This window comes from Salipaludibacillus neizhouensis (genome assembly GCF_002886185.1).
In the GTDB taxonomy this organism is placed as follows: domain Bacteria; phylum Bacillota; class Bacilli; order Bacillales; family Salisediminibacteriaceae; genus Salipaludibacillus; species Salipaludibacillus neizhouensis.
This window is the reverse complement of sequence record NZ_KZ614146.1, coordinates 40,106-62,264: the sequence shown is the minus strand read 5'-3', so window position 1 is coordinate 62,264 and position 22,159 is coordinate 40,106. Positions and strand designations below refer to the sequence as shown.

The following is a 22,159-nucleotide window of genomic DNA, read 5'->3' as shown; positions in this document are numbered from 1 at the left end:
CATGTAGTATGTTAGACAAACCTACTACTATATAGAAATTCGTTTCTATGAAACAATTACTGGAGAATGTGTTCTAGTAATTGCCATGAATTAAAGAAGCTGCTCCAATAAGTCCCGAACTTTGTTGGAGTCCTGCAGGTACAATTTCTGTCGTTCGCCCTGTAGGGTTTAGTGCAAACTTTGACACGTAATCTCTAACTGACAAAAACAGTGGATCTCCTATCTGAGATACCCCTCCACCTATAATGATTTTTTCTGGATCCAACATATTAATAAGAGTGACACAGCCCATCCCTATATATTCAAAAGATTGATCTCTTATTTGTTTCATTTGCACATCTCCCTGGTTTGCTAATTCAATCACTTTTTTCGTAGGAAGCTTGTACCCCTTAAGTTCTGAACCTCTTCTAGAAATAGCAGTGCCTGATGCTATGAATTCCCAGCAACCCTTTTGTCCACATGGACAGGTCCCAAGCGAAGGATCAATAACAATATGACCAATTTCACCTGCATTTCCAGACACACCTTGAAGTAGTTTGGAGTTTGAAAATAGACCGCCGCCAATTCCTGTACTTATGGTCACATACACGAAGTTCTCATTCGTCGTACCAGCACCTTTCCATTTTTCTGCAACTGCGGCTGCATTTGCATCATTTTCTAAAACGATGTTCGTTTCCGCATGGAAATGCTGTTGCACCCTTTCGACAATAGGATAATCCCACCATCCAGGTAAGTTTTGGGGAGAGGTAATCATTCCCCTTGTAGTATTTAATGGACCTGGTGCACCTATGCCGATACCTCGTAAATCACTTACTTTTACATCTTTATGTCTGAGTAACGATTTGATGTTAGCTGAAATATTTTCGACCATATAATCAGGGGTTGCTTCTTTATCCATGTCAATTTTGTCACTGCTACATATTTCCCCTTCACTATCAACGATACCAATCGCGATTTTTGTTCCTCCAATATCAATACCTACTGCGTAATCGTTACTCATGTTAACCTCCTTCATAATCAGGCAATACTATATGTCTCTGTTTCCTCTGCTATCTCTTTTCGTACCACTCGTCTGGTTAACATCTTTGTTTCGTCTTTTTTAACAGTGATCGATTCACTAATTACTCATAGAATTCATACTCTTTATTGTTTTATTTCCACTTTCGCGAAAGATATTCAGTGTGACACCCAATTGGATTAACGCTAAAGGAATGACACCAAAAACAATAATTAAAGGGGGTAATAGATAGATGCACATCGAATAAATACCAATTAATAACAACTGAAGGATTAACCCTAACGGTGAGTATAATGCGGTTTTTACCATAGCTAATGCATAGTCTCTTGTACGTTTGATATCAAAGTGCACCAAAACTGGGAAAAGAAATGACCATAAACTAAGCAAAATTAATCCTAGAAAAATAAGGAGGCCATACATCCCAATTCTTAGCGCATTTTCGCTATAATACGGAATGTACAAAAAATTCATCATTACTATCCCTGAGATGAGTAAGAATGACCAACCTAATATATTAGAATTTCTAAAATATTCATGATAATATTCTTTGAACGTTTTTATTGTATCTAATTTTTCACTTTTCCTGATCCAATTTCGAGTTATGGCATAAACCGCTGCTGTCGCAGGAAAAAAACCCATAATTAAGATGCCTCTAAAGATATAAATAATCCATAGTGCCTGCAAAACTAAGAGCTCATAAAGCCACTCTGCCATAGTAATTATCCGATTCATCTCTTACCTACCCCTTTATTACATTTTAGGTCTTGAGAAAATCTTATTCTTTTTTCAGTGAGGTACTATATAACATTACCTCCTCCAGCTCTTAGTAACTGGAGGAAGCAAAAAAATAAACCCACTATTAATCTACATAAGAGTCGTATAAACTTTTTATAGCAAGACCTTCTTTTAACTCAATTAGGGACATTGGTGAATCTTTTTTATCCACTTCAACTTTAACGCTTTTACCCTTTCCTACTACATCAAAATAATTGTCAGAAAAAACCACATCTTCTTGGTGGGAAAGTTCAACATATTTAGCAAGCGACATTCCTCTAACAACCACTTCAAAAACTGCTTCTTTTTCTTCTACTGTAAAATACAATTCAGGATTTTTAAACTTAAAATGTTTTGCTGGGACAAACAAAGAAGTTCCGTTACTGATGATCGCACCTGACTCATCCTCTAGAGTAAATTCAAGAAAGCATTCTCTTCTCTTATTATAAGTTGATAGGAGATCTGTAAAATCAAGACTAACACCATTTTTCGCAGCAGCTGAGCTCACAGTTACATTTTCTTCTCCTTCTAATAATACCTCCGAAATAGCTGTTCTTAATACCCATTTAATCGTACCCTTGAATGGATCTATATGATCGTTCGTTACAACTAAATTAGCGCCAGTCTTACTTTCTTCAGCAGAAAGAAGAGTCATTGCAAAAAAACGTTTCGCAAAATAATGTAGGGCTTTCCATCTTCCATAATAATCAATACTTGCCCATGATGCTACTGGCCAACAATCGTTTAACTGCCAGTAAATAGCCCCCATACTACGCCCCATATTTCTCCGCCAGTGTTCAACACCATATTTAATTGCTTCTCCTTGCAGTAATTGCGAAGTATAAACCAGTGATTCAAAATCTTTAGGATACTTGAAGTTTTCAGCTAAGTAATAAAGAATCTTTCCGTTTGCATCCCCATTTTTCTGATGCTTTTCCATCACATAACTAAAAATATTTCGGTCTTCGGGCTTTGTAAATGTTTCTATCGTCTTCGTGGAGGGGAATGACTGAAACCCGAATTCAGATACAAATCTAAACTTGAATTTACGATACTCTGTAAAAGGCTTGAGTCCGTGCCAAACATCCCAATAGTGAACATCTCCTTCATTCTCATCACTTGTTTTCAAAAAATTCCCTCCAGAAGAAGGGGAGGACGGCCAATAAAATGTTTCTGGATCGGTATCTTCAACGATAGTAGGGATGATTTTTTCAAATAATGTTAAATAATCATTTTTATGTTTTTCCGTTTTTGGAAAATCCCAAGAGTTCCAAGCATGCTCCATTTCATTATTTCCACACCATAATCCTAAAGAAGCATGATGTCGGAGGCGTTTTATATTATCTCTTACTTCTTCTCGCACTGTCTCTTCAAATTCTTCGTTCAAATCATATACAGCACATGCGAACATAAAATCCTGCCATACAATGAGTCCATACTTATCACACAAATTATAAAATTCATCTGTGGGATAATGTCCCCCGCCCCAAACACGTATCATATTGAAATTAGCTTTCACACAATTCGTTATTAGCTCTTCTGTTGTTCTTGCATTTGCACGGGATAAAATACTATCTTCAGGGATATAATTAGCCCCTTTGGAAAATATAGGTAACCCGTTTATTTTGAAGTAAAAGGATTTTCCCCATTGATCTGATTCTCTGACTACTTCTATCGTCCTTAATCCTATGTTATAGACGTTTTCATCGATAAGCTTTCCGTTCGTTCTTAATTCAATTGTCACTTTATAAAGTGATTGGTCTCCATATTGTGCCGGATACCATTTCTTTGGATTGTGAACCGTTAATTTTAGATTTGTTGAGCTTTCGTTCAGTTTTTGTTTTTCTGATACTACGATTTCCCCGTCTGGATCCTCAACGGATACTTCGGCAGTTAGAGCGATGTCTTGCCACTGTTTCGTTTGAACAGATACGTTAAGGTTCACTTCATCTTCTTGATGATCTTGTGAAATATATACATCGCTAATAACCGCTTCAGATTCTCCTTTAATAGATACATTTTTCCATATACCTAAGTCTGGAAGCTGTGGTCCCCAGTCCCATCCAAACATACTATGTGCTTTTCTAATGTGTGAAAAACCAGGGACAGCATCCTCAACGCCCCAAATAGGATTCTCAGCATGCTTCTTTGCTACATACTGTAATGGGGAGAATAGGACTACTTTAAGAATATTTCTTCCGATGTGTACATCTTTACTTACATCAAATGCATATGTACGATGCATGTTATTTGTTTTGGAGATCAATGTTCCATTTATATAAATTTCTGATATTGTATCGATGCCTTCAAAAACTAACTTTACTGAATCATTGTCGAAAATTGATTGGTCAAGGTCAAATTGTTTTTCATAAATATAATTATAATTTGACAGTTCTTTTACTTCTTCTTCGTTATCCCGATAAAAAGGGTCTACCATTTTTTTGTTTTCAAGTAAATCTGCATATACAGAACCAGGTACAAGGGCATTTAGCCATTCTGTGTCACCCTTCCTCTTAAATTTCCAATTTCCATTTAACGAAAGCTGTGCCATGTGAAATCCCTCCAAAATTAAGTGAAATAAGTTTTAGTTTTTTACCGCGCCCTCTGTAATTCCTGAAACAAACTGTTTATTGAAGATTAAGAATACGATTAAAATCGGTAATGTTGCCATAAATGTCCCTGCTAAAATCATCGAATAATCCGTTGAATAAACATCATTCAAAGTTCTTAAGGCTATTTGTATCGTATGAACACTACTGTCTTTCAGTACGACTAATGGCCATAGAAAATCATTCCATGTCATCATAAATGTAAATATTCCAAGTGTTGCTAAAGCAGGCTTCACAATAGGTAATACTATGTTCCAATAAATTCTGAAATGAGAACACCCATCAACTCTTGCTGCCTCGACCAATTCATATGGCATCGCTGAACTAATATATTGCCTCATCCAAAAAACACCGAATGCATTAACCATTGCTGGAACAATGACTGCTCGAAGGTTATCAATCCACCCTAACTCACTTATTAACATAAAGTTAGGAATGAGCCCCAGCTGTGGTGGGATCATCATCGTTGCAATAACGAAAATAAATGCTGCATCTCTTCCTTTAAAAGTCAGTTTCGTAAAAGCATACCCAGCTAAGGAACAGAAAAACAGAACAGATAACGTTACGGCGCCTGATATGATCAAGGAGTTCATCATTACTCCCAAGAAATCTATTCTTTCAAAAACATTCCTTGCATTTTCCATGAAATTTGTCCCTGGTAACACTGCCGGAGGAAATTGATTTACTGCACTAGTAGTATTAGAACCTACTACGTACATCCAGTAAAATGGAAATACAGACAACAAAGTAACTACAATGAAAAATAAATACACAAGAAGGTTACCAAACTTGTTTGATCCTATTTCATTCATATACATTCACTCCTTTAAGCTGACTTAATTTTTTGAGAAAAGAATAAGTTGATCAAAGAAACAATAATAACTATGAAAAATAACATCCATGCAATTGCTGCTGCATATCCAAACGAGAATCTATTAAATGCCTCCTGATATAAATACAAAGTCATCGTTAATCCTTGATAGTTACTTCCGACACCAAAGATCAAGGGTTCTGCGAATAATTGCATACCTCCTATCGTTGATTGAATTACCGTGAAAATGATTATCGGTCGTAGCATTGGTATTGTAATATATAGCAACTGTTGTAATTTGGAAGCACCATCTATGGTGGCGGCTTCGTAAATATCCTTCCCGATGGATTGTAAACCTGCTAAATAAATGATGGTATTATAACCAACCCACCGCCATAAAACCATTGCGGAGATCGCTACATGCGTACCAAAATAAGATCCTCTCCAATTTATTATGTCAAAACCTAGTGCACTAATTAAATAGTTAACGACACCATATTGTGTTCCAAACATCGCTGAAAAAACAATCCCAACCGCTACAACAGAAGTGACATTAGGTACAAATATCCCTAATCTAAAAAATGTTTTTCCTTTTAAAAATTGTTGATTCAAAAAGAAAGCTATTAAAAGCGCTAAGATTAATTGTGGTACTGTTGACATAATCCAAATACTAAATGTATTACCTAAAGCTCTCCAAAATAAAGGATCATTCGTAAATAGATTAATATAATTAGACAGCCCAACAAACTCACTCGTCCCTAATATATCCCATCTATGAAAAGATAGATAAGCTGTGAAAAGGAGTGGCCATATACCAAATATTCCAAATAAGATAAAGAAAGGGGAAATAAATAATATACCTGTTCTTCTTTCCGTAATTTTCTGATTATATTTATTTCCTTTAATCAACAAACGATTATTTTCACTCATTTCAAAATCCTCCTGTCAAAAGCATTTAGATCCCTTCGTGGTTCATAAATGGAAATAGAGACTGACCAAACCAGTCTCTATTTTATTCTTCACTTATCATTTAATTATCTGCCAATTTGTCTTTCAGCTTCATCAATTGCATTTCTCCATGCTTCTTCAGGAGTATTGTTGCCATCTTCAACACTACCTAACGCCTCTTGAAAAAGTTCATTCACTAGATCATGGTTGGGCCCTTTATAGCCATAGACAATATCTTCTGCTGCTTCTGCATAAAGCGCACCTAGATCAGTTCTTGTAAAGAATGTGTCCTCAAGTTCCTGGATAGCAGGCTCATCGTATAGTTCTGGGGTTGATGGAAATGGACCACTATTTTCAAAGATAGTTAATTGTTGTTCAGGTGCCATCAACCATGTAGCTAAATCGTATGCTTCCTCTGGGTGATCCCCCTCAGCCGGTAATGAGAGGAAAGATCCACCAAAGTTACCTGAACCTTCTGGCATATTTGTTACATTCCATAAACCATCCGTATCTGGAGCATCCTCTTTAATATTTCCTAGCATCCAAGGTGGAAGAAATACTGTTGCAAATTCGCCTGCAGCTACACCTGCACCCCACTCAGTCGTATGTCTTTCTATGTTGGCACTTATACCTTCAGCGGAAGTAGCAAGGTCCCAAGCATATAGGTTTCTTTCACTTTCTTCTGATATGAAATTATTGTCCTCATCAAAGTGTTGTGGTGACCCTTGTTCAAGAATAGCAGTATATAAATCTGACAAATTATTAAACATATATCCATCAGTTACGTCGTTTAACTGCTTTCCTGCTTCGATATAATCTTCCCAAGTACTCATTTGTTCAGCCACTTCATTTGGATCAGTAGGAAGTCCTGCTTCTTCAAATAAATCCATGCGATAGGCCATAACCATAGGTCCTACATCTGTAGGAACACCAATGAGAAAATCTTCTTCATGGTTTGTCCCTTGTTCCCATTTAAAATCTAAGTAAGTATCTTTTAAATCTGCCCCACCATAATCCATTAAATTATGAAAATGCTCTGGGTTCTCCATCATTCTGTCAAGATATCCTTCATCAATCCCAGAGATATCAGGGGCCCCTGAACCTGCTGCTAGAGCAGTAATTAAGTTCTGATGCACATCACCATACTCTGCTTCTTGCAAATTAATTGATATATGAGGGTTTTCCTCTTCATACTGAGCTAATAAATCTGTCACACCGAAACCTGGCCATAACCAGACAGTAAGTTCAATTTCCTCTGAATCTCCACCATTTGATGCATTACTCGATGCGTCGTTTGATCCACCATCTGCACATGCGATCATGCTAACTGCTAAGCCCATACTTCCAAATGTTACCCCTATTTTTTTAGTGATTTTTCTTTTCATTACGTTCCCTCCCTTTTGTTATTTTTGTTATCTATATGTTATTGCCTAAGACATATCTTACCAACTTAATACTAAAATGTAAACGCTTTATTTAGTTTTTCTTCATTAATTTTTTTATTGAAATTACTTTATTTAACTTAAAACACTTTAAAATATAAGGATTTCGTTTCTTTAGGTATCTCATTGAAGTTATTTTTGTTATTTTAATATTTGTCATTTAGATGAGATTTAGACAATTTTACTAAAATCAGAATTAAAAAATGCTACTTCCAAACAAAAGTTCGGAAGTAGCATTCTCTATTAATTTCTTCATAAATTTAAAATACTTTTGGTAATTATCTATTATTAATAATAGATTCCTTTCTCGGAACATCAACGGAAGGTCTTATTATAATTTCACTAGCGATAAATATTTTCTCACTAGGAAAATCAATATTTTTAATCCGCCATAACAATTTGCTCACTGCTCTTTTACCAATGACCTCTTTTAAAACCTGTACAGACGTTAGTGGAGGATTTAATTTTGAAGACATATTTAAATTATCAAACCCTGTAACTGAAAAATCACCAGGAATAGAATACCCTCGATTTATTAAAACATCCATTACCATTTTTGCTATGGCATCGTTTGCGCAGATAAAACCTGTTGGGAATCGATTTTCTTTTTCGAAATCCACTAACTCTGATATAAAATTCGATTCGAATTCCTCATCATATTCAATATTCATTATTCCTGTTTCAGATTGTGATATAAGATCATTCTGTTCCATTGCAGTACGAAACCCTATCGATCGGTCATAAAAACTTCTAGAGTAATTTAAATCACCCACAAACTTTAATGATTTATGTCCAAGACCTATGAGATGAGAAGTCAATTTAGATAACCCATCTATATTATTCATAAAGATAGAATCTGCTGTAATGAGAGAATCTTCGTGATCCACCATTATTAATGGGACTTGATGCTTGTTTAACTCTAACAGTAGTTCTGTATTTATTAAGCCCACAGTGATAATCCCCAATAAATTAGAAGTTTTTACATTATCGGAAAGTTTATTTTTGTTTGATATAGCGACTGCTCCTATCCCATGATTCTCTAAATTTCCAAGTACACCATTAAATATAACACTCCAATAATCGGAGTCTGTATTTTGGGATCTATGATTGGGCATGACAACTAAAACAAATGAATCACTTGATGTATTTAAACTTACTTTATCGATTTCTTCTTCAACATCTGTTTTTAAATAACCTAATTGTTTTGCTACAAATAAAATTTTTTTACGGGTAGCCTCGTTTACCCCTGGTTTTCCGTTTAATGTTTTGGAAACTACATATTTTGAATAGCCTACTCTATCAGCTATTAATTGCATTGTAACTTTTCTATTCTTCATGCCACCACATCCATTTCACCTTAGCGTTTTAAACTTTTTTGTTATTTTTGTTATCATTAATTTTATTATAGCATTTATTTCAAGGCTAAGGAACAGAGTGTCGCTAATAAAAAGGAGAAGGCTTTCTGTCAATTGTCTGTACACAAGCCCAATACTTCCTGTTCTATCATCATCGTTTGTCGGTGATATCGATTTAATAACGATAGTCTCTCAAAAAAGATATGACGACACGCTTTCCAGATATACGATGCCCTTAAATCTTTTGTTCTCTATAATTATGAATCCGTTTTTTTTGTCTAAACTGGAAAAGTTTATTTACGTACTGCTTATTTAAATGAATTGCAAATAACCAATCCTAATAAAACTTTTTTTACTAGTTATAAGTCAACAGGGGTTATGCTCTTAATTCCTGTTAATTGACATATCGAAAAATAACGATATATAATATGAACTATGGATCTAATCGATGTATTCAAGGCGTTATCAAACAAAACTCGACTTAACATTTTACAGTGGCTGAAAGATCCAGAGAAGCATTTTCCTAAACAAGGAGCTCACCTTCCAAAGGAGGTAAGTTATAAAGGGGGAGTATGTGTAGGAGACATTCAAGAAAAATCCCAAGCTTCTCAATCTACGGTATCTCACTACTTAAATATGATGCAGAAAGCTGGTCTTCTTGAATCTGTCCGTTATGGCCAGTGGACGTACTATCGAAGAAACGAAGAATTCATTCGTCAGGTTGCCGAATATCTTAGAACAGAAATCTGAGTTGGTTGATTTCTGTTTTTTTATAAAACAATATATCGATTATTCTAGATATTTGAAAATAAAGAACTCAGGGGGATTCATTTAATGCGTTACATCTCATATATATTAGCGTTATTAGCAGGGGCAGTTCTTAGTTTTGAAGGAGCTATTTATGGTGAATTAGGGAAAACGATAGGAAAGTTGGAGACTAGTTTTTATAACTTTTTTGTGGGTTCAATAATTCTCGGATTACTTTGGCTATTCTTTGGAAAAGGTAAACTTTCCTATGCTGTTAAAGCACCTAAGTGGACACTACTTGGTGGTGTCTTGGGAGTTGTTTATTTAACATCTATTGTGATCAGTGTTCCATTCGTTGGTGTCGGAATAACTATGGTTGCCGTCATTATTGGTCAATTAATAATGAGTATGGTAATTGAACATTATGGTTGGCTTGGAAGTAAGAAATTTAGAATCAATAAAGAAAAAGTATTAGCTGTTATTTCAATGATTATAGCACTTATTTTAGTTTACTAGGAGGTCTAAAAATGAGTATATTAATGATTCTATTTACCTTTTTAGGTGGTATCACATTAAGCGCACAATCAGCTATAAATGGTACATTCAGTCGAAAAGCAGGAACAATCGAAACTACACTGTTAACTTTTCTAAGTGGAACATTGTTTCTAGCCATTTTAGTTCTTTTCTTTGGTCAAGGAAATGTCCTTGCCATCCTGGAAGTACCTAAATGGCAATTAAGTGCAGTATTTTTAGGCGTGTTGTTTTTACTTTTTATTATCGCCGCTGTTCCTAAAATTGGAGTCATTGCAACCAATATTACCGTTATCATTGGTCAGCTTGTAATCGGCATTGTGATTGACCATTTCGGCTGGTTCAATAGTTTAGTAATAAATTTAGATATGAAACGTTATTTTTCATTACTATTCATGATGATTGCTCTTTATTTTATTTATAAAGGGAATAAACGCTCTATCGAAGAAATCTCTGCGTAATATAGTTTAACAATTCAAAACGCTGTAATTAATAAAAATAAGATTGCAGCGTTTTTTAGTATTAACATAATCCTCGCTACTAAGTTTTTTATACACCTTACTTCTATAATAGATGAAAATGAAAAATGAAATTAGGGTTTCTTTTTCTAAAAATTGCTACATTATATTTCTTAGTGGGGATAGTTATGGGGCTTGTTATGGAAATTATCCAAGATCACAGTTTAGCGGGAGCACACGCCCACATAAACTTAGTTGGTTGGGCATCAATGGGGTTATTCGGAGTAGTATATGTATTATTCCCGAGAGCTGGTGAAACTCTTTTAGCAAAACTTCATTTCTGGCTTTTCAATATTTCTTTGCCATTATTTATGTTAGGATTAGCTTTTGTTCTAGTTGGAAATGAGTCGTTAATGATTCTTTTGCAAATTTTCCCTATTATCCTTGTATTAAGCGTTATCCTGTTTGTTATTAACGTCTTTTTAAATGTTAAAGAAGAATGATTAAACCAAGTTTTCAAAAAAAATCAAGACGCTTCTATGTAGCAGAATGAAAGTCAGGCTGTTGAGAGACCTTTCTTAACAGCCTTTTTCTCTGTCCAGCCTTCTGTTTTTACTGATGAACGCCAGTGTTTATAAATTTATTATTTCACTAATAAACCATGCTCATCCTTAGCCCCTGAAATGAATTCTGGAAGAGGATCTATAAATGTACTCCAATCTAATTCCATTTCTTCATCCGTCAATAAACATTTATCTAGTGTACTCTCTACTTCTTTTTGATTTATTTGCAGTCCGATAAATACTAGCTCTGTCATCCTATCTCCGAACTGCGGATCCCATCTTTCTAATAGTTCTGGACCTTCTTCTTTTAAAAACTGATCCTTTTCTGCTTCGGAATATGCAGCAACCCACTCACCCGCGCCTTGAATGGATAAGGAAGATCCTGCTTGCGAGAGTAATCCTGATGTATTATTCCTTGAAGAAAGCCAAAAGAAACCTTTTGCTCGAACAATATCTTTTGGCCAGTCCTCTAACCAATCCATCCATCTTTCCGGGTGAAATGGGCGCCTTCTTTTATAAACAAACGAACTAATTCCATACTCATCTGTTTCAGGGATATGTTCCTCATTCAGTTCCTTGATCCACCCTGCACTTTGACTTGCTTTTGTAAAATCAAACAAATATGTGTTCATGAGGCTATTTAATGAAACGTTGGAATGGACACTATCAATAATTGAAGCATCAAGATTTAGCTTTCTTAACACAGCTTTCAATTTCTGAACATCAACTTCTTGAACTAAATCAACTTTATTAAGTACAATGACATTTGCAAACTCAATTTGATCAATCAGTAAATCCGCCACTTCTCTCTCATCATTCTCATCATCCGTTTGTTTACGATCTAATAAGCTGTCACCAGACGCGTAGTCGCTCCAAAAACGATTCGCATCAACGACTGTTACCATCGTATCTATTCTACATAGCTCTGATAGATTGATACCTAATTCTTCATCGATATAAGTAAAGGATTGGGCAACAGGAATTGGTTCAGAAATTCCGGTAGATTCTATGAAAATATAATCAATGTTGCCTGAACGAACTAACTTTTCTACTTCAATAATGAGATCTTCACGCAATGTACAACAAATACAGCCATTCTGTAATTCTACTAATTTTTCTTCTGTACGTAAAAAAACGCCTTGTTTAATCATCGATGCATCAATGTTTACTTCACTCATATCGTTGACAATGACAGCAATCTTCATGTCATCTTTATTTTGTAAAATATGATTTAACAAGGTTGTTTTTCCTGCCCCTAAATATCCACTTAATACGGTAACCGGTATTTTTTTATTCATAGGTAGACTCCCTTCCTAATGAAATTCAACTCTATGATTTTGATCTTGTTTTTTCTGTACACTCTCTTTGACTTTATTGTAAAGCCTTTCTTAAAGTTTCAATATTTTTCTCCATTAAGCTAAAGTAATCATCCTCATTTTCAATATTCTCATTTATTAGTGCAGACAGATTATGCAGCCACAACTCCTCAGCCCCCACTTGTTCACGAACTGTTTCTGCGATATTTGTCGGAATATTTTGTTCGAACATGACGTAAGAAATATCATTGCTTTCCATAAAACTTATTACTTCTTGAATTTGTTGAATAGTTGGCTCATTTGTAGATGAAAGACCTGAAATCGCTATTTGATTGATGTCATAACGATCTTTCCAATATCCGTAAGCGGCGTGAGAGACTATCATTGTGTCTTGTGTCATTTCATCAACCATGCCTTGAAAATTGTCATCTAACTCTTCTAAATCCGTTTTTAGTTCCTCAAAATTTAGGTTAAATTCTTCTTCAGCAGCTGGACGAACTTCGACTAAAGCATCTTTAATATTCTCTGCAAGTTCAATTGCTCGGATCGGGTCTAACCAAACATGGGGATCATTTTCTCCATGTTCATGATCGTGATCGTGGTCATGGTCGTTATTGTTGTTTTCATGTTCATGATCATTATTTTCATCCTCGTGATCGTTATTCTCACCATAGTCTTGTTTGTTATGATCATATTCGATAAGATCTATTCCATCTGAAGCCGTAAGTATTTTCACGTCATGAGAATCCACTGCGTCGATAATACTATCCGAAAATCCTTCATAGTCTGCTCCGTTGTAAATAAATAAATCTGCTTCTGCTAACCCAATCATTTGATTAGCTGTGGGTTCAAACGTATGTACATCTGATCCAACCGGAACTATGTTCTCCACTTCAACATACTCACCACCAATTCGATTTGCAAAATCCTCTAACGGGAATAGCGTTGTCATAATTTCAATGGTTTCAATTGAATCATTTTCTGCTTCCTCGTTGTTTGATAAGTTTGTATCCACTTCATTTTCACCACATGCCGATAGAACCGCACTGGTAACAACTAAAGTAGAAATTAAAACAGATACTTTTTTCATTCCCATTCTCCTCTTTTCGTAATGATTACGATTTACCCTTCGTAAAAAGAAGTATATCGTAATCATTACGTTTTGTAAATAATAACTACTGTGGTTTAGGAGACTTTTGTAAATGGAATATGGATGAAACGATTACCTGAAGTATTAAGATTAAAAATTGATGAATACTTGTGGCTTCACTTTCCGTCACAATCCTTTAATAAAATGGTTTTCTAAGCTTTATAGATTCAATCTAAGGTTACATAACATTCGAATATTAACATTGTGAATACTTAAGCGACCTAATCTAATGACCAAAATAACCAAAAAAACGACACCATTCCTCGTAAAGACGAAGAATAGCGTCGTTGATAACATATGTATGGTGGAGCCAAGGGGGCTCGAACCCCTGACCTCAACGCTGCCAGATGGAATCGTTGAAATAAACGAAGTTCAATCAAATAAAATACGTTAAAGGAAGTCTAGTATATCAACGTTTTTGAGAGTTTATAAAACAAATGAGTTAAATAAGTATACCTTAGAAAAATAAGTCTGTGCACAAATTTGTGCACAGGTGGGAGTAGGTGTGTGGTCAAACAAAATTGTTACATCATTAAGTGTGACTGCTTCATTACTATATTACATAATTGATAGGCGTTTTAAAAACTGTCTAACAATAAATACTTACATCATGCCGCCCATCTAGTATCCCGTTCAATACTGTGAAATAGATACAATAAACACTACTACGTCAACATTTAATTATCTAACTTAAAAATGAAAATGAGTAGTCTTAAAACTTCCCGGTGGTTTTTCGGTGGTTTGGTCTGACTATATTCTTTGTTTAAAAACCAATAACAAATCGGAAAAGGTGCGTTCATATCACTTCGCTTCACTAAATTAATGTATCGATCAAGCCTTCCATTTCGAACTTGATTAATGAGTCATTTCGCACCATTCAGTATCGTTCCAAAATCCTTACTATTAGAGAGATTTAAGTAATTCGTTTTCAAACCTGACCACATTTTTTCAAGCTGAGTCGGCACAAAATCGGCAGTCTCTTTACAATTTAAATTACTTCACTTCATTAATCAGCTAGACAAACTAATGTACCTAGTTTATCAAATTCTTTTTTCACAGAACATTTCGAACTACATTTCTTATTCAACCATATTCTTCCTTAACCTCTTATTTATAAAATACATATGTCCCGATGGAGTGCATTGCTAATTCTACATTAACTGTATTGTTGTTGTATCATGATTCCTTTTGATCACTTTCATTCATTACAATAATAGCTATCGTGTCATCCGTATTCAAAAATGAGGTAGCTTGTAAATTATCATTATTTACTTCTAAAGCTATTCGCTTAGCTCCGGGACGTATATACTTGCTAAAATGACCGATATAATAATAAGAGCTGTTATAATGAATTGTGTTTGTTTTTGTATCAGCTATGATTGGAGCATCGCACAAATTATTTACATGATTTGGCCCACCTTCTTCATTTAGTACTATGTTCCAATCGAGGTATCCCTCAGTCCAATTATTTAAATCCCCTATCATATTTCTTCCATATCTTTCACATGTAAACCATTCACCTAATTTAACTCCCCCCTCTTGACACCCTTCAGTAAAAAGTAGGTGTTTGTCAGGATAAAGTTCATGAACTTTACCTACATTTTCAAATTCTTCACTTACATACCAATGAAAGCCTGTTCCCCATACATATTTTGATGCCTCGGGATCATCAAATACTGCTTTTGCACGTTCGACAATCACGTCTCGACCGTATTATTAGGTCAGCCAGAAAATATTTCTGGTTGACCATTTTTTATATCGATATATGATAACGGTAGCCGTGGTAGAACGTTCGCGCCTGTGGGGCTATGACCCCGTCCGCAAAACAGTTCGCCCCCTACTTGTAGAAACATGTTTGAGGCTGGTTGGGACAATGATCTCGTATAACAAGCAAAGCTATGACACTATGAGGAGGATTCAGGGGTTACCGGCGATTATATTTTTGAAGGAGGAATTTTAATGAATCCAGTCGTTGGTCTGGATGTAGCAAAAGGTGAAAGTCAGGTTCAAGCATACTTGGAAAGAAAGAAGCCCTACAAGAAAAGTTTCAAAGTAAAACATGATCTTGATGGGTTAGCTAGTTTATTAGATTTTATAAAAGAATTTTAGGAGAACGTCCCCCTCTTGTAATGGAATCAACGGGTCATTATCACACACCTGTTGTTCAATATTTTGAGGACAAAGGCTATTTAATCATTATCGTAAATCCACTCATCTCTTATAAAGCAAAAAGTTCTAGTTTGCGGAAGGTAAAAACAGATATCATTGATGCCAATCACCTCTGCGAGCTGTATTATAAAGAGGATTTAAAGCCTTATAAAAAGCGTGGTATCCAACTTATGAACTTACGTCATCTTACGAGACAGCACGATAATATTACAGGCATGTTTGTACAAACCAAACTACAATTTCAGGCAGTTTTGGATCAAGTATTTCCTGAGTATAGTAAGGTTTTTGGAGACTTATATTCAGATGTTTCTTTAAAAACATTACAAGTATTTCCTACTTCAGAAGATGCCTTGAAAGCTGATACTGAAATATTAGCAACTAAAATAAAAGAATTCTGTAACACTCGTTCACTACAATGGGCAAACAAACAGGCTGAAAAGCTAATTACTGCCGCATCTCAAAACCCTTTTCAGAAAACTTTATACTCTAGTCTTGCCCTATATTAATATGCTCTTTGAACACAAAAAACATCTATCCATGCTTGAAAATGAGATAGATGCTTTAGCAAATAGTATTGAAGAATCTAAGATTATCCGATCAATTCCCGGTATCGGTGAAAAAATCGCAGCAACGATTATTTCTGAAACTGGGGAAATTGAAAGGTTTAATCACCCTAAGAAACTAGTGGCATTTGCCGGTCTTGATCCAAGTGTCTTTGAATCTGGCACATTCAAAGGTACTTACAATCGAATTACCAAAAGAGGATCTAGCAGACTACGGCAAGCTTTGTATATGGCTGTTAAATGTGCTATTCGTGACTGCCGCAAACAGAAAACAACGGATGAAATCCTTCCTCGTAATAAGAGATTACGAGCGTTTTATGATAAGAAACGGGAAGAAGGAAAACCTTTTAGAGTAGCTGTGATAGCTTGTGCAAACAAACTATTACATTGGATTTATGCACTTTTAAAAAACAAAACCTCTTTCCGAGATTTAACTTGATTTAACAATTTAACCAAGTGAACCAAAACTTTCCAATCGTAATATTTGGAAGGGTATTTGGCATGCACAAATTCAGTATAACATGATATTTTTAATATTTTTATTGAAAAGTGTTGACAACTATTGGCTGGTTTTGTTGAAGATAGAATCGATAGGAATTAGGTACTAAAAGGCAGCTTGCTTGTTGTACTAACTAAAACCCGTTAGCTCAATAAGAAAAATTTTTATTTAATTTTCTTCTACATTCACAATAACACTCCCAAATAATTCTTCACCAAAATATGCCTCCAACTTCCATACTCCTGCATTTGGTAGCATCATCATGGAAGGAATGTGATGGTCTGCCCCAGTGTTAGGTTCAATCGAATTATTGGATGTGTACTCAAAAACAGTTATATTTTCGTCTGTTTCTTTACTTATTCCAATAACCTTAAATGGTTGTGTTAGTATTTCTTGTTTACCCCAAAAATGCCACATATATTTCTCAGATTCGCCTTCTACGAAAGGACCATACTCTCCAAACCCAAGTTTCCCATTGTCTCCAATACGGAAGATGAAATCATCTGTTTGTCCATCATCTGTAATTATCACTTCTTTAATAAGTGTTGGACTCTCTTCCCAACTTTCTTCCGTTGTTTTTCGGTTCTCATTTGAACAACCTATTAAGAATAAGCCACATATAAAAATTAAAATAGTCTTTTTCATTTTATTCCCCTTATTCTAATTTTTTCTTTTACAATTTTGTTACTTACTTGTTCAACTCTTCTCCATTTGTTTAAGTGAAAAAACTCACAAACTATTAGGTATTCTATCATCATATTAACATAATTTCACCAATTCAATTTCAAATTTTAAAGAACCTACTTGTTCAACATTCTGGCCCTATACACAAAAAAAGGGCACAATTCTTATTAAAGATTTGCGCCTGTTTCTTGAATAAACTACTGCATATTCTTCTTGTTCTCCGCAACAATATTGTGAAATTTATTTCATTAAAACCCTTAAATTACGAATACATACACTACACTAATACATTAAATGAAATATGCTAATACAAATTAAGAAAGGAGAATCCATTTGATGGTTGATGAACATGAAAATCACACTATTGATACCGTTATCTCTTTATTAGACATATTGATAATTATTCAGATTGAAGACGATCCTATTATTGGAATTGTCCTTGTTGCTTTATTAAAAACAGTTACAAAAGACCGTCTAATACGAATTTTATTAATTTTATTGGTTATTACTTTAGGTGAAGTTTCTGAGATTAAAAGCTGAATTCACCTTTTTTTTGAAAAATAGTTTATTTATTAAATATATCAGATAAGCAATAACAATCTGATTTTTTAAAAGATCTCGGTGAAACTAATAAAGACGACCTTTCTATAGAAAAGAAACCGATTGTTCTCAGAAATCAAATTGTATTAACAATGGTTTTGTATATGAATTTAATATACCGAATAAATATTTTTGGATCGTCCATAATAATTATTCGGCACACATTATCATTTTTATCTGAAATTTGGTGAATTCTAGAGGCGGGGAGTAAGAAAAACATCCATGTTCCAAGACAAACTAGAGATTTCTTTAAAGGACAAGTTTAAGGGATTAAGTGATTTTTCCTTTCTTGAATTGAATGCGTATAAAATATTTTTTATTTCATCATTGGTTAAAAAAGAAGACTTAAATAAATATGTGATAGAGTACCTGCTTGAAAATAATTCAAATAAAGTTGTTAAGTTTCCTGTAACAAACATCGAAAAAGATTCCTCAATAGAAAATGCAGAGAATAAAATTTTAAGAGGAAATATTATTGTTAGTAAAAAAAACGAACCATTCTTTTTATCGATTATCCTTCCGTCTGACGCAGGGAGAAGCATTGAATCGTCTGACCAAGAGTTTACCCTTTATACATCTTTAGAAAGCTTTACAGAACAACTTGAACTTAATCTTACTCTTATTAGAAGGTTTCTTCCCACAGCAGACTTAAAATCAGAGATATTTGAACTGGGTAAGATATCTAAAAGTCAAATAGCCTTACTGCAAATAGAAAGATTGGCTAATAAAGATGAGATAGAGTTTATTAAAGAGAAAATTAAGAACGTAGATGAAAAATTCATAATCAATTCCGCATTTTTGGGGCGCAGATTAGAAAACTCGCCTAGTAGCAGTTTTCCGCAATACCAAATTTCGGACAGACCAGATTTAGTCAGTTTTGCCCTTTCTTCAGGAAAAATTGTGTTAATCATTGATCAAAACCCGTTTGCTCTTATTGGTCCTGTTTCATTTTTAGATTTTTTTGAATCGACGGAAGACTATATATATAATATTCGAACTGCATTTCTAATTCGAATCCTTAGGTTGATTGGCTATTTATTCTCTATCATGCTAGTGCTATTATATGTTGCAATTACCACTCATGATTATGAAGCCCTTCCGCTTGAGCTATTGTTTATCATTATTGAAAGCAGATCCGATGTCCCCTTTACTCCTTTTTGGGAATCGATACTCATGCTTCTAACTTTAGAGATTTTAAAAGAGGCAAGTAAAAGGATGCCTACCAAGACAGGAAATACACTTGGAGTGGTGGGAGGCATCATCATTGGGGATGCTGCAATCCAGGCAGGAATTGCAAGTAATGTACTTATTGTATTAATTGGGTTAACGGCAGTCTCTTCATTTGTTTCTCCCAATTTTTTAATGGGTGTTTCATCCAAAATTATACGGTTACTATTTCTTGTATTATCATTTCAATTTGGAATCTATGGAGTTATTATCGGTTTTGGCTTTTTAATCATCCATTTGAACTCAATTTATTCAATTACAAAACCGTACTTACTGCCTCTTACAGCATGAAACCATTTTTGGGCAGTCTTCCAATCACGACAAAGAAGGTTTGTGAAGAGGGAAGAATTCCCACTGTTCAGCTACCCAATGGTCTAGGAAGTTAAGTACAATATTAGAAAGTAATGTCGATAACAATCCACCTTGCGGTACACCCTTGGTAGGAATACCTTCACCATCAATTTCAGCTTTTAACATTTTAGAAATACAAGCCAAAACCTTACGGTCATGGACTCCAATATTCCATAGTTGTTTGATTAACAGAGTGTGATTTATGTTATCGAAAAAGCCTTTTACATCAATATCAACTACATAATGTAGAGATGATTTATTTATAAGAAATTGTACTCTTGCCATTGCATGGTGTGTAGACCTAAGTGGTCTGAAGCCGTAGCTATGCTTATAAAACTTCGCATCTGCAATAGGTTCGAGAATTTGCCTAAAACATTGTTGTATAATTCTATCTATAATGCAAGGAATTCCAAGTGGTCTCGATTTACCATTTTCTTTTTCAATAAGCTTCCTTCTTACTTTCTTGGGATGATAATGCTTCAACTTGCTTCTAATTTCTTCTACCAGTTCATCCTCAGATAGCTTTTGAATATCTTTTATGGTTTTTCTATCTGTGCCAGGAGTGTTGGAACCTTTATTAGACTTTATTGTCCGATAGGACAGTAAGATGTTTTCTCTTGATGTTATAATATCGTAAAGCTTGCACTGTGGCATCACTCCTTTAGGAGATGATGTTCCCACGTTCCTACCCGATCGGTGCAATACACTTTTGGAAAATAATTGTTCTATGTCCTTAGACTCGGGGCTATTCTTCCACTCTCATTACAAGAGGTTCATCAGTCATGCCCCTACCCTCACAAGGATAAATGCATTTCGTTTTACCTTATAGCAACCGTTTAGGATGACAGTCCCTTGTTACAACGTTCCTTGTTTTCCAAGTCCCTTACAACCTAGCTATCTATTCTGGACGTAGGTGTAACCTGTAGGCCTGCTAGATACCGCCAATTGTTCGGTATAGCGTATTTCATAGGGTGCATTTTTACTCTACACCACTCACCCCATCGTAAGATGGGACATACGTTTCCGTATGTTCAAACTTTAGACCCTTACATTCGGTTATTCGTCAGTTCTTTTGTAGTAGAACGATTCTCACCTTATCTAGTTTTTCAGCCGTGCGGCATATCCGTTGGCATACCTTTTCCGTAGGAATGGCTTCAGCTTTCGTTCTGCCGAATCTACCTGTACTTCAAACCCCTTAACCTGTCAGTTAAGACGCATGCAGGAGTATTGACGGGATGGTTTCAAGAAACATGGATCTATCATTCCCATCCTCGATTGTAAAGTTAAGATTAATCTTATATAATCTTCTGTTCTTCACGTTTTACACGCTTATAACAGAACTTGTCGAGCGGCACCCGTTAGCTTAAGTACTTCCTTCACAACCCAAATATTTGTAGAGTAATTTACTCACTCTCTAGGCTTCTCGGATATTCAGGAGTCACTGTTTATAATCTTTCTCTTTTGCTTCTTTATAAGCTTCGCTGAATAGTGGTGGAACACTCTTCGAATTTTCAGTTGATATATTGATTTTCTGGCTTGAAAGTAAACCTAACACTTTTTGCAAGTCTTTTTGAATATTTTCAATGTCTCCTTTAGTCGCAGGAACTTTGTCCGATTTAAGCGTTATTGAAAGTTGCCCGTTTGGTTCAAGTACAGCCAGGACAATGTCTTTAATATTACCTACTTTACTTAGTCTCAATCTCATTTCGACCTCATCCGTTGTGAGTCTTCCGCGTCTTATCTCTTTAGTCATCATTTTCCCATCTTTTATTATAATAGAAGGGATACCGAATAGGTATTTTCTCGTCGTCGGAAACCAAATCTGAATTTTGTTAATTAAAATTAAACCAATGGCTAACAGGGTTCCGCCATAAACAGCTTGATACTCTCTCTGAAAATGTAATGGGGCGATTAAAATGGTACCCAGTGCAATAAGAAATATAACTTCAGGAACCGTCATTTGAGTAATAGATCTTTTACCTGTTAACCTGATAAGAATTACTCCTGACGTTAAGATTAAAAGTGCTTTTAAAGGGAAGGGCAAAGACGGCAATTGAGACAAATAATTTTCAATCATTTTTTAACTCCTTATAGTTGATAAGGCTTATTCTTTTATTAAAGATTATTTTTTATTCATTTTGGTTTAAAGAGAGCTTTACTGAAATATTTTTAGACTGCAATAATCGAGGTTGAACAAACATCCTCGTTCAACTAACCTGCCACGTTACTTTAAGTAGAAACCTTCACAATCTCTTCTAAACTTTAACATAGATATCTAATTTTCTTTTAGTGTTGTTCAATTATATGGCCCGTTTGTGGAGGACTGATCTTATTGAAAGTCAAT

17 protein-coding genes and 3 pseudogenes are annotated in these 22,159 nt (G+C 34.9%); 7 read left to right on the top strand and 13 right to left on the bottom strand.

What is annotated here, in order from left to right; genetic code table 11:
• Window positions 1-73: 73 nt before the first annotated feature.
• The 7 genes from CEF18_RS00295 to CEF18_RS00265 all read right to left on the bottom strand — a co-directional run bounded on the left by CEF18_RS00295 (window position 74) and on the right by CEF18_RS00265 (window position 8,939).
• Window positions 74-1,000, bottom strand: coding sequence for an ROK family protein (locus CEF18_RS00295; protein WP_110934620.1), 927 nt, complete (start codon window positions 998-1,000; stop codon window positions 74-76).
• 117 nt (window positions 1,001-1,117) lie between these two features.
• The gene (locus tag CEF18_RS00290; protein WP_110934619.1) at window positions 1,118-1,750 is read right to left on the bottom strand and encodes a YesL family protein; all 633 of its coding nucleotides are present in this window, start codon (window positions 1,748-1,750) and stop codon (window positions 1,118-1,120) included.
• Between the two features lie 127 nt (window positions 1,751-1,877).
• Complete coding sequence (locus tag CEF18_RS00285; protein WP_110934618.1) at window positions 1,878-4,343, bottom strand: beta-mannosidase; 2,466 nt, start codon at window positions 4,341-4,343, stop codon at window positions 1,878-1,880.
• A gap of 33 nt (window positions 4,344-4,376) precedes the next feature.
• The gene (locus tag CEF18_RS00280; RefSeq protein ID WP_183041103.1) at window positions 4,377-5,219 is read right to left on the bottom strand and encodes a carbohydrate ABC transporter permease; all 843 of its coding nucleotides are present in this window, start codon (window positions 5,217-5,219) and stop codon (window positions 4,377-4,379) included.
• 8 nt (window positions 5,220-5,227) lie between these two features.
• On the bottom strand, window positions 5,228-6,142 hold the full coding sequence (locus CEF18_RS00275) for a carbohydrate ABC transporter permease (RefSeq protein ID WP_110934616.1): 915 nt from the start codon (window positions 6,140-6,142) through the stop codon (window positions 5,228-5,230).
• Window positions 6,143-6,246: 104 nt separating this feature from the next.
• The gene (locus tag CEF18_RS00270; protein WP_110934615.1) at window positions 6,247-7,545 is read right to left on the bottom strand and encodes an ABC transporter substrate-binding protein; all 1,299 of its coding nucleotides are present in this window, start codon (window positions 7,543-7,545) and stop codon (window positions 6,247-6,249) included.
• A 335-nt stretch (window positions 7,546-7,880) separates the two neighbouring features.
• The gene (locus tag CEF18_RS00265; RefSeq protein WP_110934614.1) at window positions 7,881-8,939 is read right to left on the bottom strand and encodes a LacI family DNA-binding transcriptional regulator; all 1,059 of its coding nucleotides are present in this window, start codon (window positions 8,937-8,939) and stop codon (window positions 7,881-7,883) included.
• Between the two features lie 453 nt (window positions 8,940-9,392).
• Here CEF18_RS00265 and CEF18_RS00260 point away from each other — a divergent pair, with 453 nt between their 5' ends.
• The 4 genes from CEF18_RS00260 to CEF18_RS00245 all read left to right on the top strand — a co-directional run bounded on the left by CEF18_RS00260 (window position 9,393) and on the right by CEF18_RS00245 (window position 11,196).
• The gene (locus CEF18_RS00260) at window positions 9,393-9,707 is read left to right on the top strand and encodes an ArsR/SmtB family transcription factor (RefSeq protein WP_110934613.1); all 315 of its coding nucleotides are present in this window, start codon (window positions 9,393-9,395) and stop codon (window positions 9,705-9,707) included.
• 84 nt (window positions 9,708-9,791) lie between these two features.
• Window positions 9,792-10,220, top strand: coding sequence for a DMT family transporter (locus CEF18_RS00255; protein ID WP_110934612.1), 429 nt, complete (start codon window positions 9,792-9,794; stop codon window positions 10,218-10,220).
• Window positions 10,221-10,231: 11 nt separating this feature from the next.
• On the top strand, window positions 10,232-10,696 hold the full coding sequence (locus CEF18_RS00250) for a DMT family transporter (protein ID WP_110934611.1): 465 nt from the start codon (window positions 10,232-10,234) through the stop codon (window positions 10,694-10,696).
• Window positions 10,697-10,893: 197 nt separating this feature from the next.
• Window positions 10,894-11,196, top strand: coding sequence for a cytochrome-c oxidase (locus CEF18_RS00245; protein ID WP_223292194.1), 303 nt, complete (start codon window positions 10,894-10,896; stop codon window positions 11,194-11,196).
• A 140-nt stretch (window positions 11,197-11,336) separates the two neighbouring features.
• Here the strand turns inward: CEF18_RS00245 and CEF18_RS00240 are convergent, their stop codons facing one another.
• From CEF18_RS00240 to CEF18_RS00230, 3 genes and pseudogenes are all read right to left on the bottom strand, one after another.
• Window positions 11,337-12,554 carry a GTP-binding protein gene (locus CEF18_RS00240; protein ID WP_110934609.1) on the bottom strand — a complete coding sequence of 406 codons (1,218 nt, stop codon included), beginning with the start codon at window positions 12,552-12,554 and terminating at the stop codon, window positions 11,337-11,339.
• Window positions 12,555-12,627: 73 nt separating this feature from the next.
• Window positions 12,628-13,662, bottom strand: a complete 1,035-nt coding sequence (locus CEF18_RS00235; RefSeq protein WP_110934608.1) for a metal ABC transporter solute-binding protein, Zn/Mn family — start codon at window positions 13,660-13,662, stop codon at window positions 12,628-12,630.
• A gap of 1,248 nt (window positions 13,663-14,910) precedes the next feature.
• Window positions 14,911-15,435 (bottom strand): annotated as a pseudogene (locus CEF18_RS00230) (glycoside hydrolase family 30 protein); the annotation flags it as partial.
• A 246-nt stretch (window positions 15,436-15,681) separates the two neighbouring features.
• Here CEF18_RS00230 and CEF18_RS00225 point away from each other — a divergent pair.
• A pseudogene (locus CEF18_RS00225) lies at window positions 15,682-16,893 on the top strand (IS110 family RNA-guided transposase).
• 228 nt (window positions 16,894-17,121) lie between these two features.
• On the opposite strand, the gene CEF18_RS00220 reads toward CEF18_RS00225, so the two are convergent.
• Window positions 17,122-17,598 (bottom strand): hypothetical protein, encoded by a 477-nt coding sequence (locus CEF18_RS00220; RefSeq protein ID WP_110934606.1) that lies wholly within the window; start codon window positions 17,596-17,598, stop codon window positions 17,122-17,124.
• A gap of 375 nt (window positions 17,599-17,973) precedes the next feature.
• Here CEF18_RS00220 and CEF18_RS00215 point away from each other — a divergent pair, with 375 nt between their 5' ends.
• Both CEF18_RS00215 and CEF18_RS00210 read left to right on the top strand, forming a co-directional pair.
• Window positions 17,974-18,177 (top strand): hypothetical protein, encoded by a 204-nt coding sequence (locus CEF18_RS00215; RefSeq protein ID WP_223292193.1) that lies wholly within the window; start codon window positions 17,974-17,976, stop codon window positions 18,175-18,177.
• A 282-nt stretch (window positions 18,178-18,459) separates the two neighbouring features.
• Window positions 18,460-19,755 carry a spore germination protein gene (locus tag CEF18_RS00210; RefSeq protein WP_110934604.1) on the top strand — a complete coding sequence of 432 codons (1,296 nt, stop codon included), beginning with the start codon at window positions 18,460-18,462 and terminating at the stop codon, window positions 19,753-19,755.
• Here the strand turns inward: CEF18_RS00210 and CEF18_RS00205 are convergent.
• Both CEF18_RS00205 and CEF18_RS00200 read right to left on the bottom strand, forming a co-directional pair.
• Window positions 19,743-20,457, bottom strand: a pseudogene (locus tag CEF18_RS00205) (reverse transcriptase domain-containing protein); the annotation flags it as partial. The gene CEF18_RS00210 and the pseudogene CEF18_RS00205 sit on opposite strands and share 13 nt — an antisense overlap.
• 796 nt (window positions 20,458-21,253) lie before the next feature.
• Window positions 21,254-21,892, bottom strand: a complete 639-nt coding sequence (locus CEF18_RS00200; RefSeq protein WP_110934603.1) for a DUF421 domain-containing protein — start codon at window positions 21,890-21,892, stop codon at window positions 21,254-21,256.
• Window positions 21,893-22,159 lie beyond the last annotated feature (267 nt).

Coding starts and splice junctions, on each gene's coding strand:
- CEF18_RS00295 (WP_110934620.1), bottom strand. CDS start 1,000: ATGAGTAACGATTACGCAGTAGGTATTGATATTGGAGGAACAAAAATC.
- CEF18_RS00290 (WP_110934619.1), bottom strand. CDS start 1,750: ATGAATCGGATAATTACTATGGCAGAGTGGCTTTATGAGCTCTTAGTT.
- CEF18_RS00285 (WP_110934618.1), bottom strand. CDS start 4,343: ATGGCACAGCTTTCGTTAAATGGAAATTGGAAATTTAAGAGGAAGGGT.
- CEF18_RS00280 (WP_183041103.1), bottom strand. CDS start 5,219: ATGTATATGAATGAAATAGGATCAAACAAGTTTGGTAACCTTCTTGTG.
- CEF18_RS00275 (WP_110934616.1), bottom strand. CDS start 6,142: ATGAGTGAAAATAATCGTTTGTTGATTAAAGGAAATAAATATAATCAG.
- CEF18_RS00270 (WP_110934615.1), bottom strand. CDS start 7,545: ATGAAAAGAAAAATCACTAAAAAAATAGGGGTAACATTTGGAAGTATG.
- CEF18_RS00265 (WP_110934614.1), bottom strand. CDS start 8,939: ATGAAGAATAGAAAAGTTACAATGCAATTAATAGCTGATAGAGTAGGC.
- CEF18_RS00260 (WP_110934613.1), top strand. CDS start 9,393: ATGGATCTAATCGATGTATTCAAGGCGTTATCAAACAAAACTCGACTT.
- CEF18_RS00255 (WP_110934612.1), top strand. CDS start 9,792: ATGCGTTACATCTCATATATATTAGCGTTATTAGCAGGGGCAGTTCTT.
- CEF18_RS00250 (WP_110934611.1), top strand. CDS start 10,232: ATGAGTATATTAATGATTCTATTTACCTTTTTAGGTGGTATCACATTA.
- CEF18_RS00245 (WP_223292194.1), top strand. CDS start 10,894: ATGGAAATTATCCAAGATCACAGTTTAGCGGGAGCACACGCCCACATA.
- CEF18_RS00240 (WP_110934609.1), bottom strand. CDS start 12,554: ATGAATAAAAAAATACCGGTTACCGTATTAAGTGGATATTTAGGGGCA.
- CEF18_RS00235 (WP_110934608.1), bottom strand. CDS start 13,662: ATGAAAAAAGTATCTGTTTTAATTTCTACTTTAGTTGTTACCAGTGCG.
- CEF18_RS00220 (WP_110934606.1), bottom strand. CDS start 17,598: ATGAAAAAGACTATTTTAATTTTTATATGTGGCTTATTCTTAATAGGT.
- CEF18_RS00215 (WP_223292193.1), top strand. CDS start 17,974: ATGGTTGATGAACATGAAAATCACACTATTGATACCGTTATCTCTTTA.
- CEF18_RS00210 (WP_110934604.1), top strand. CDS start 18,460: ATGTTCCAAGACAAACTAGAGATTTCTTTAAAGGACAAGTTTAAGGGA.
- CEF18_RS00200 (WP_110934603.1), bottom strand. CDS start 21,892: ATGATTGAAAATTATTTGTCTCAATTGCCGTCTTTGCCCTTCCCTTTA.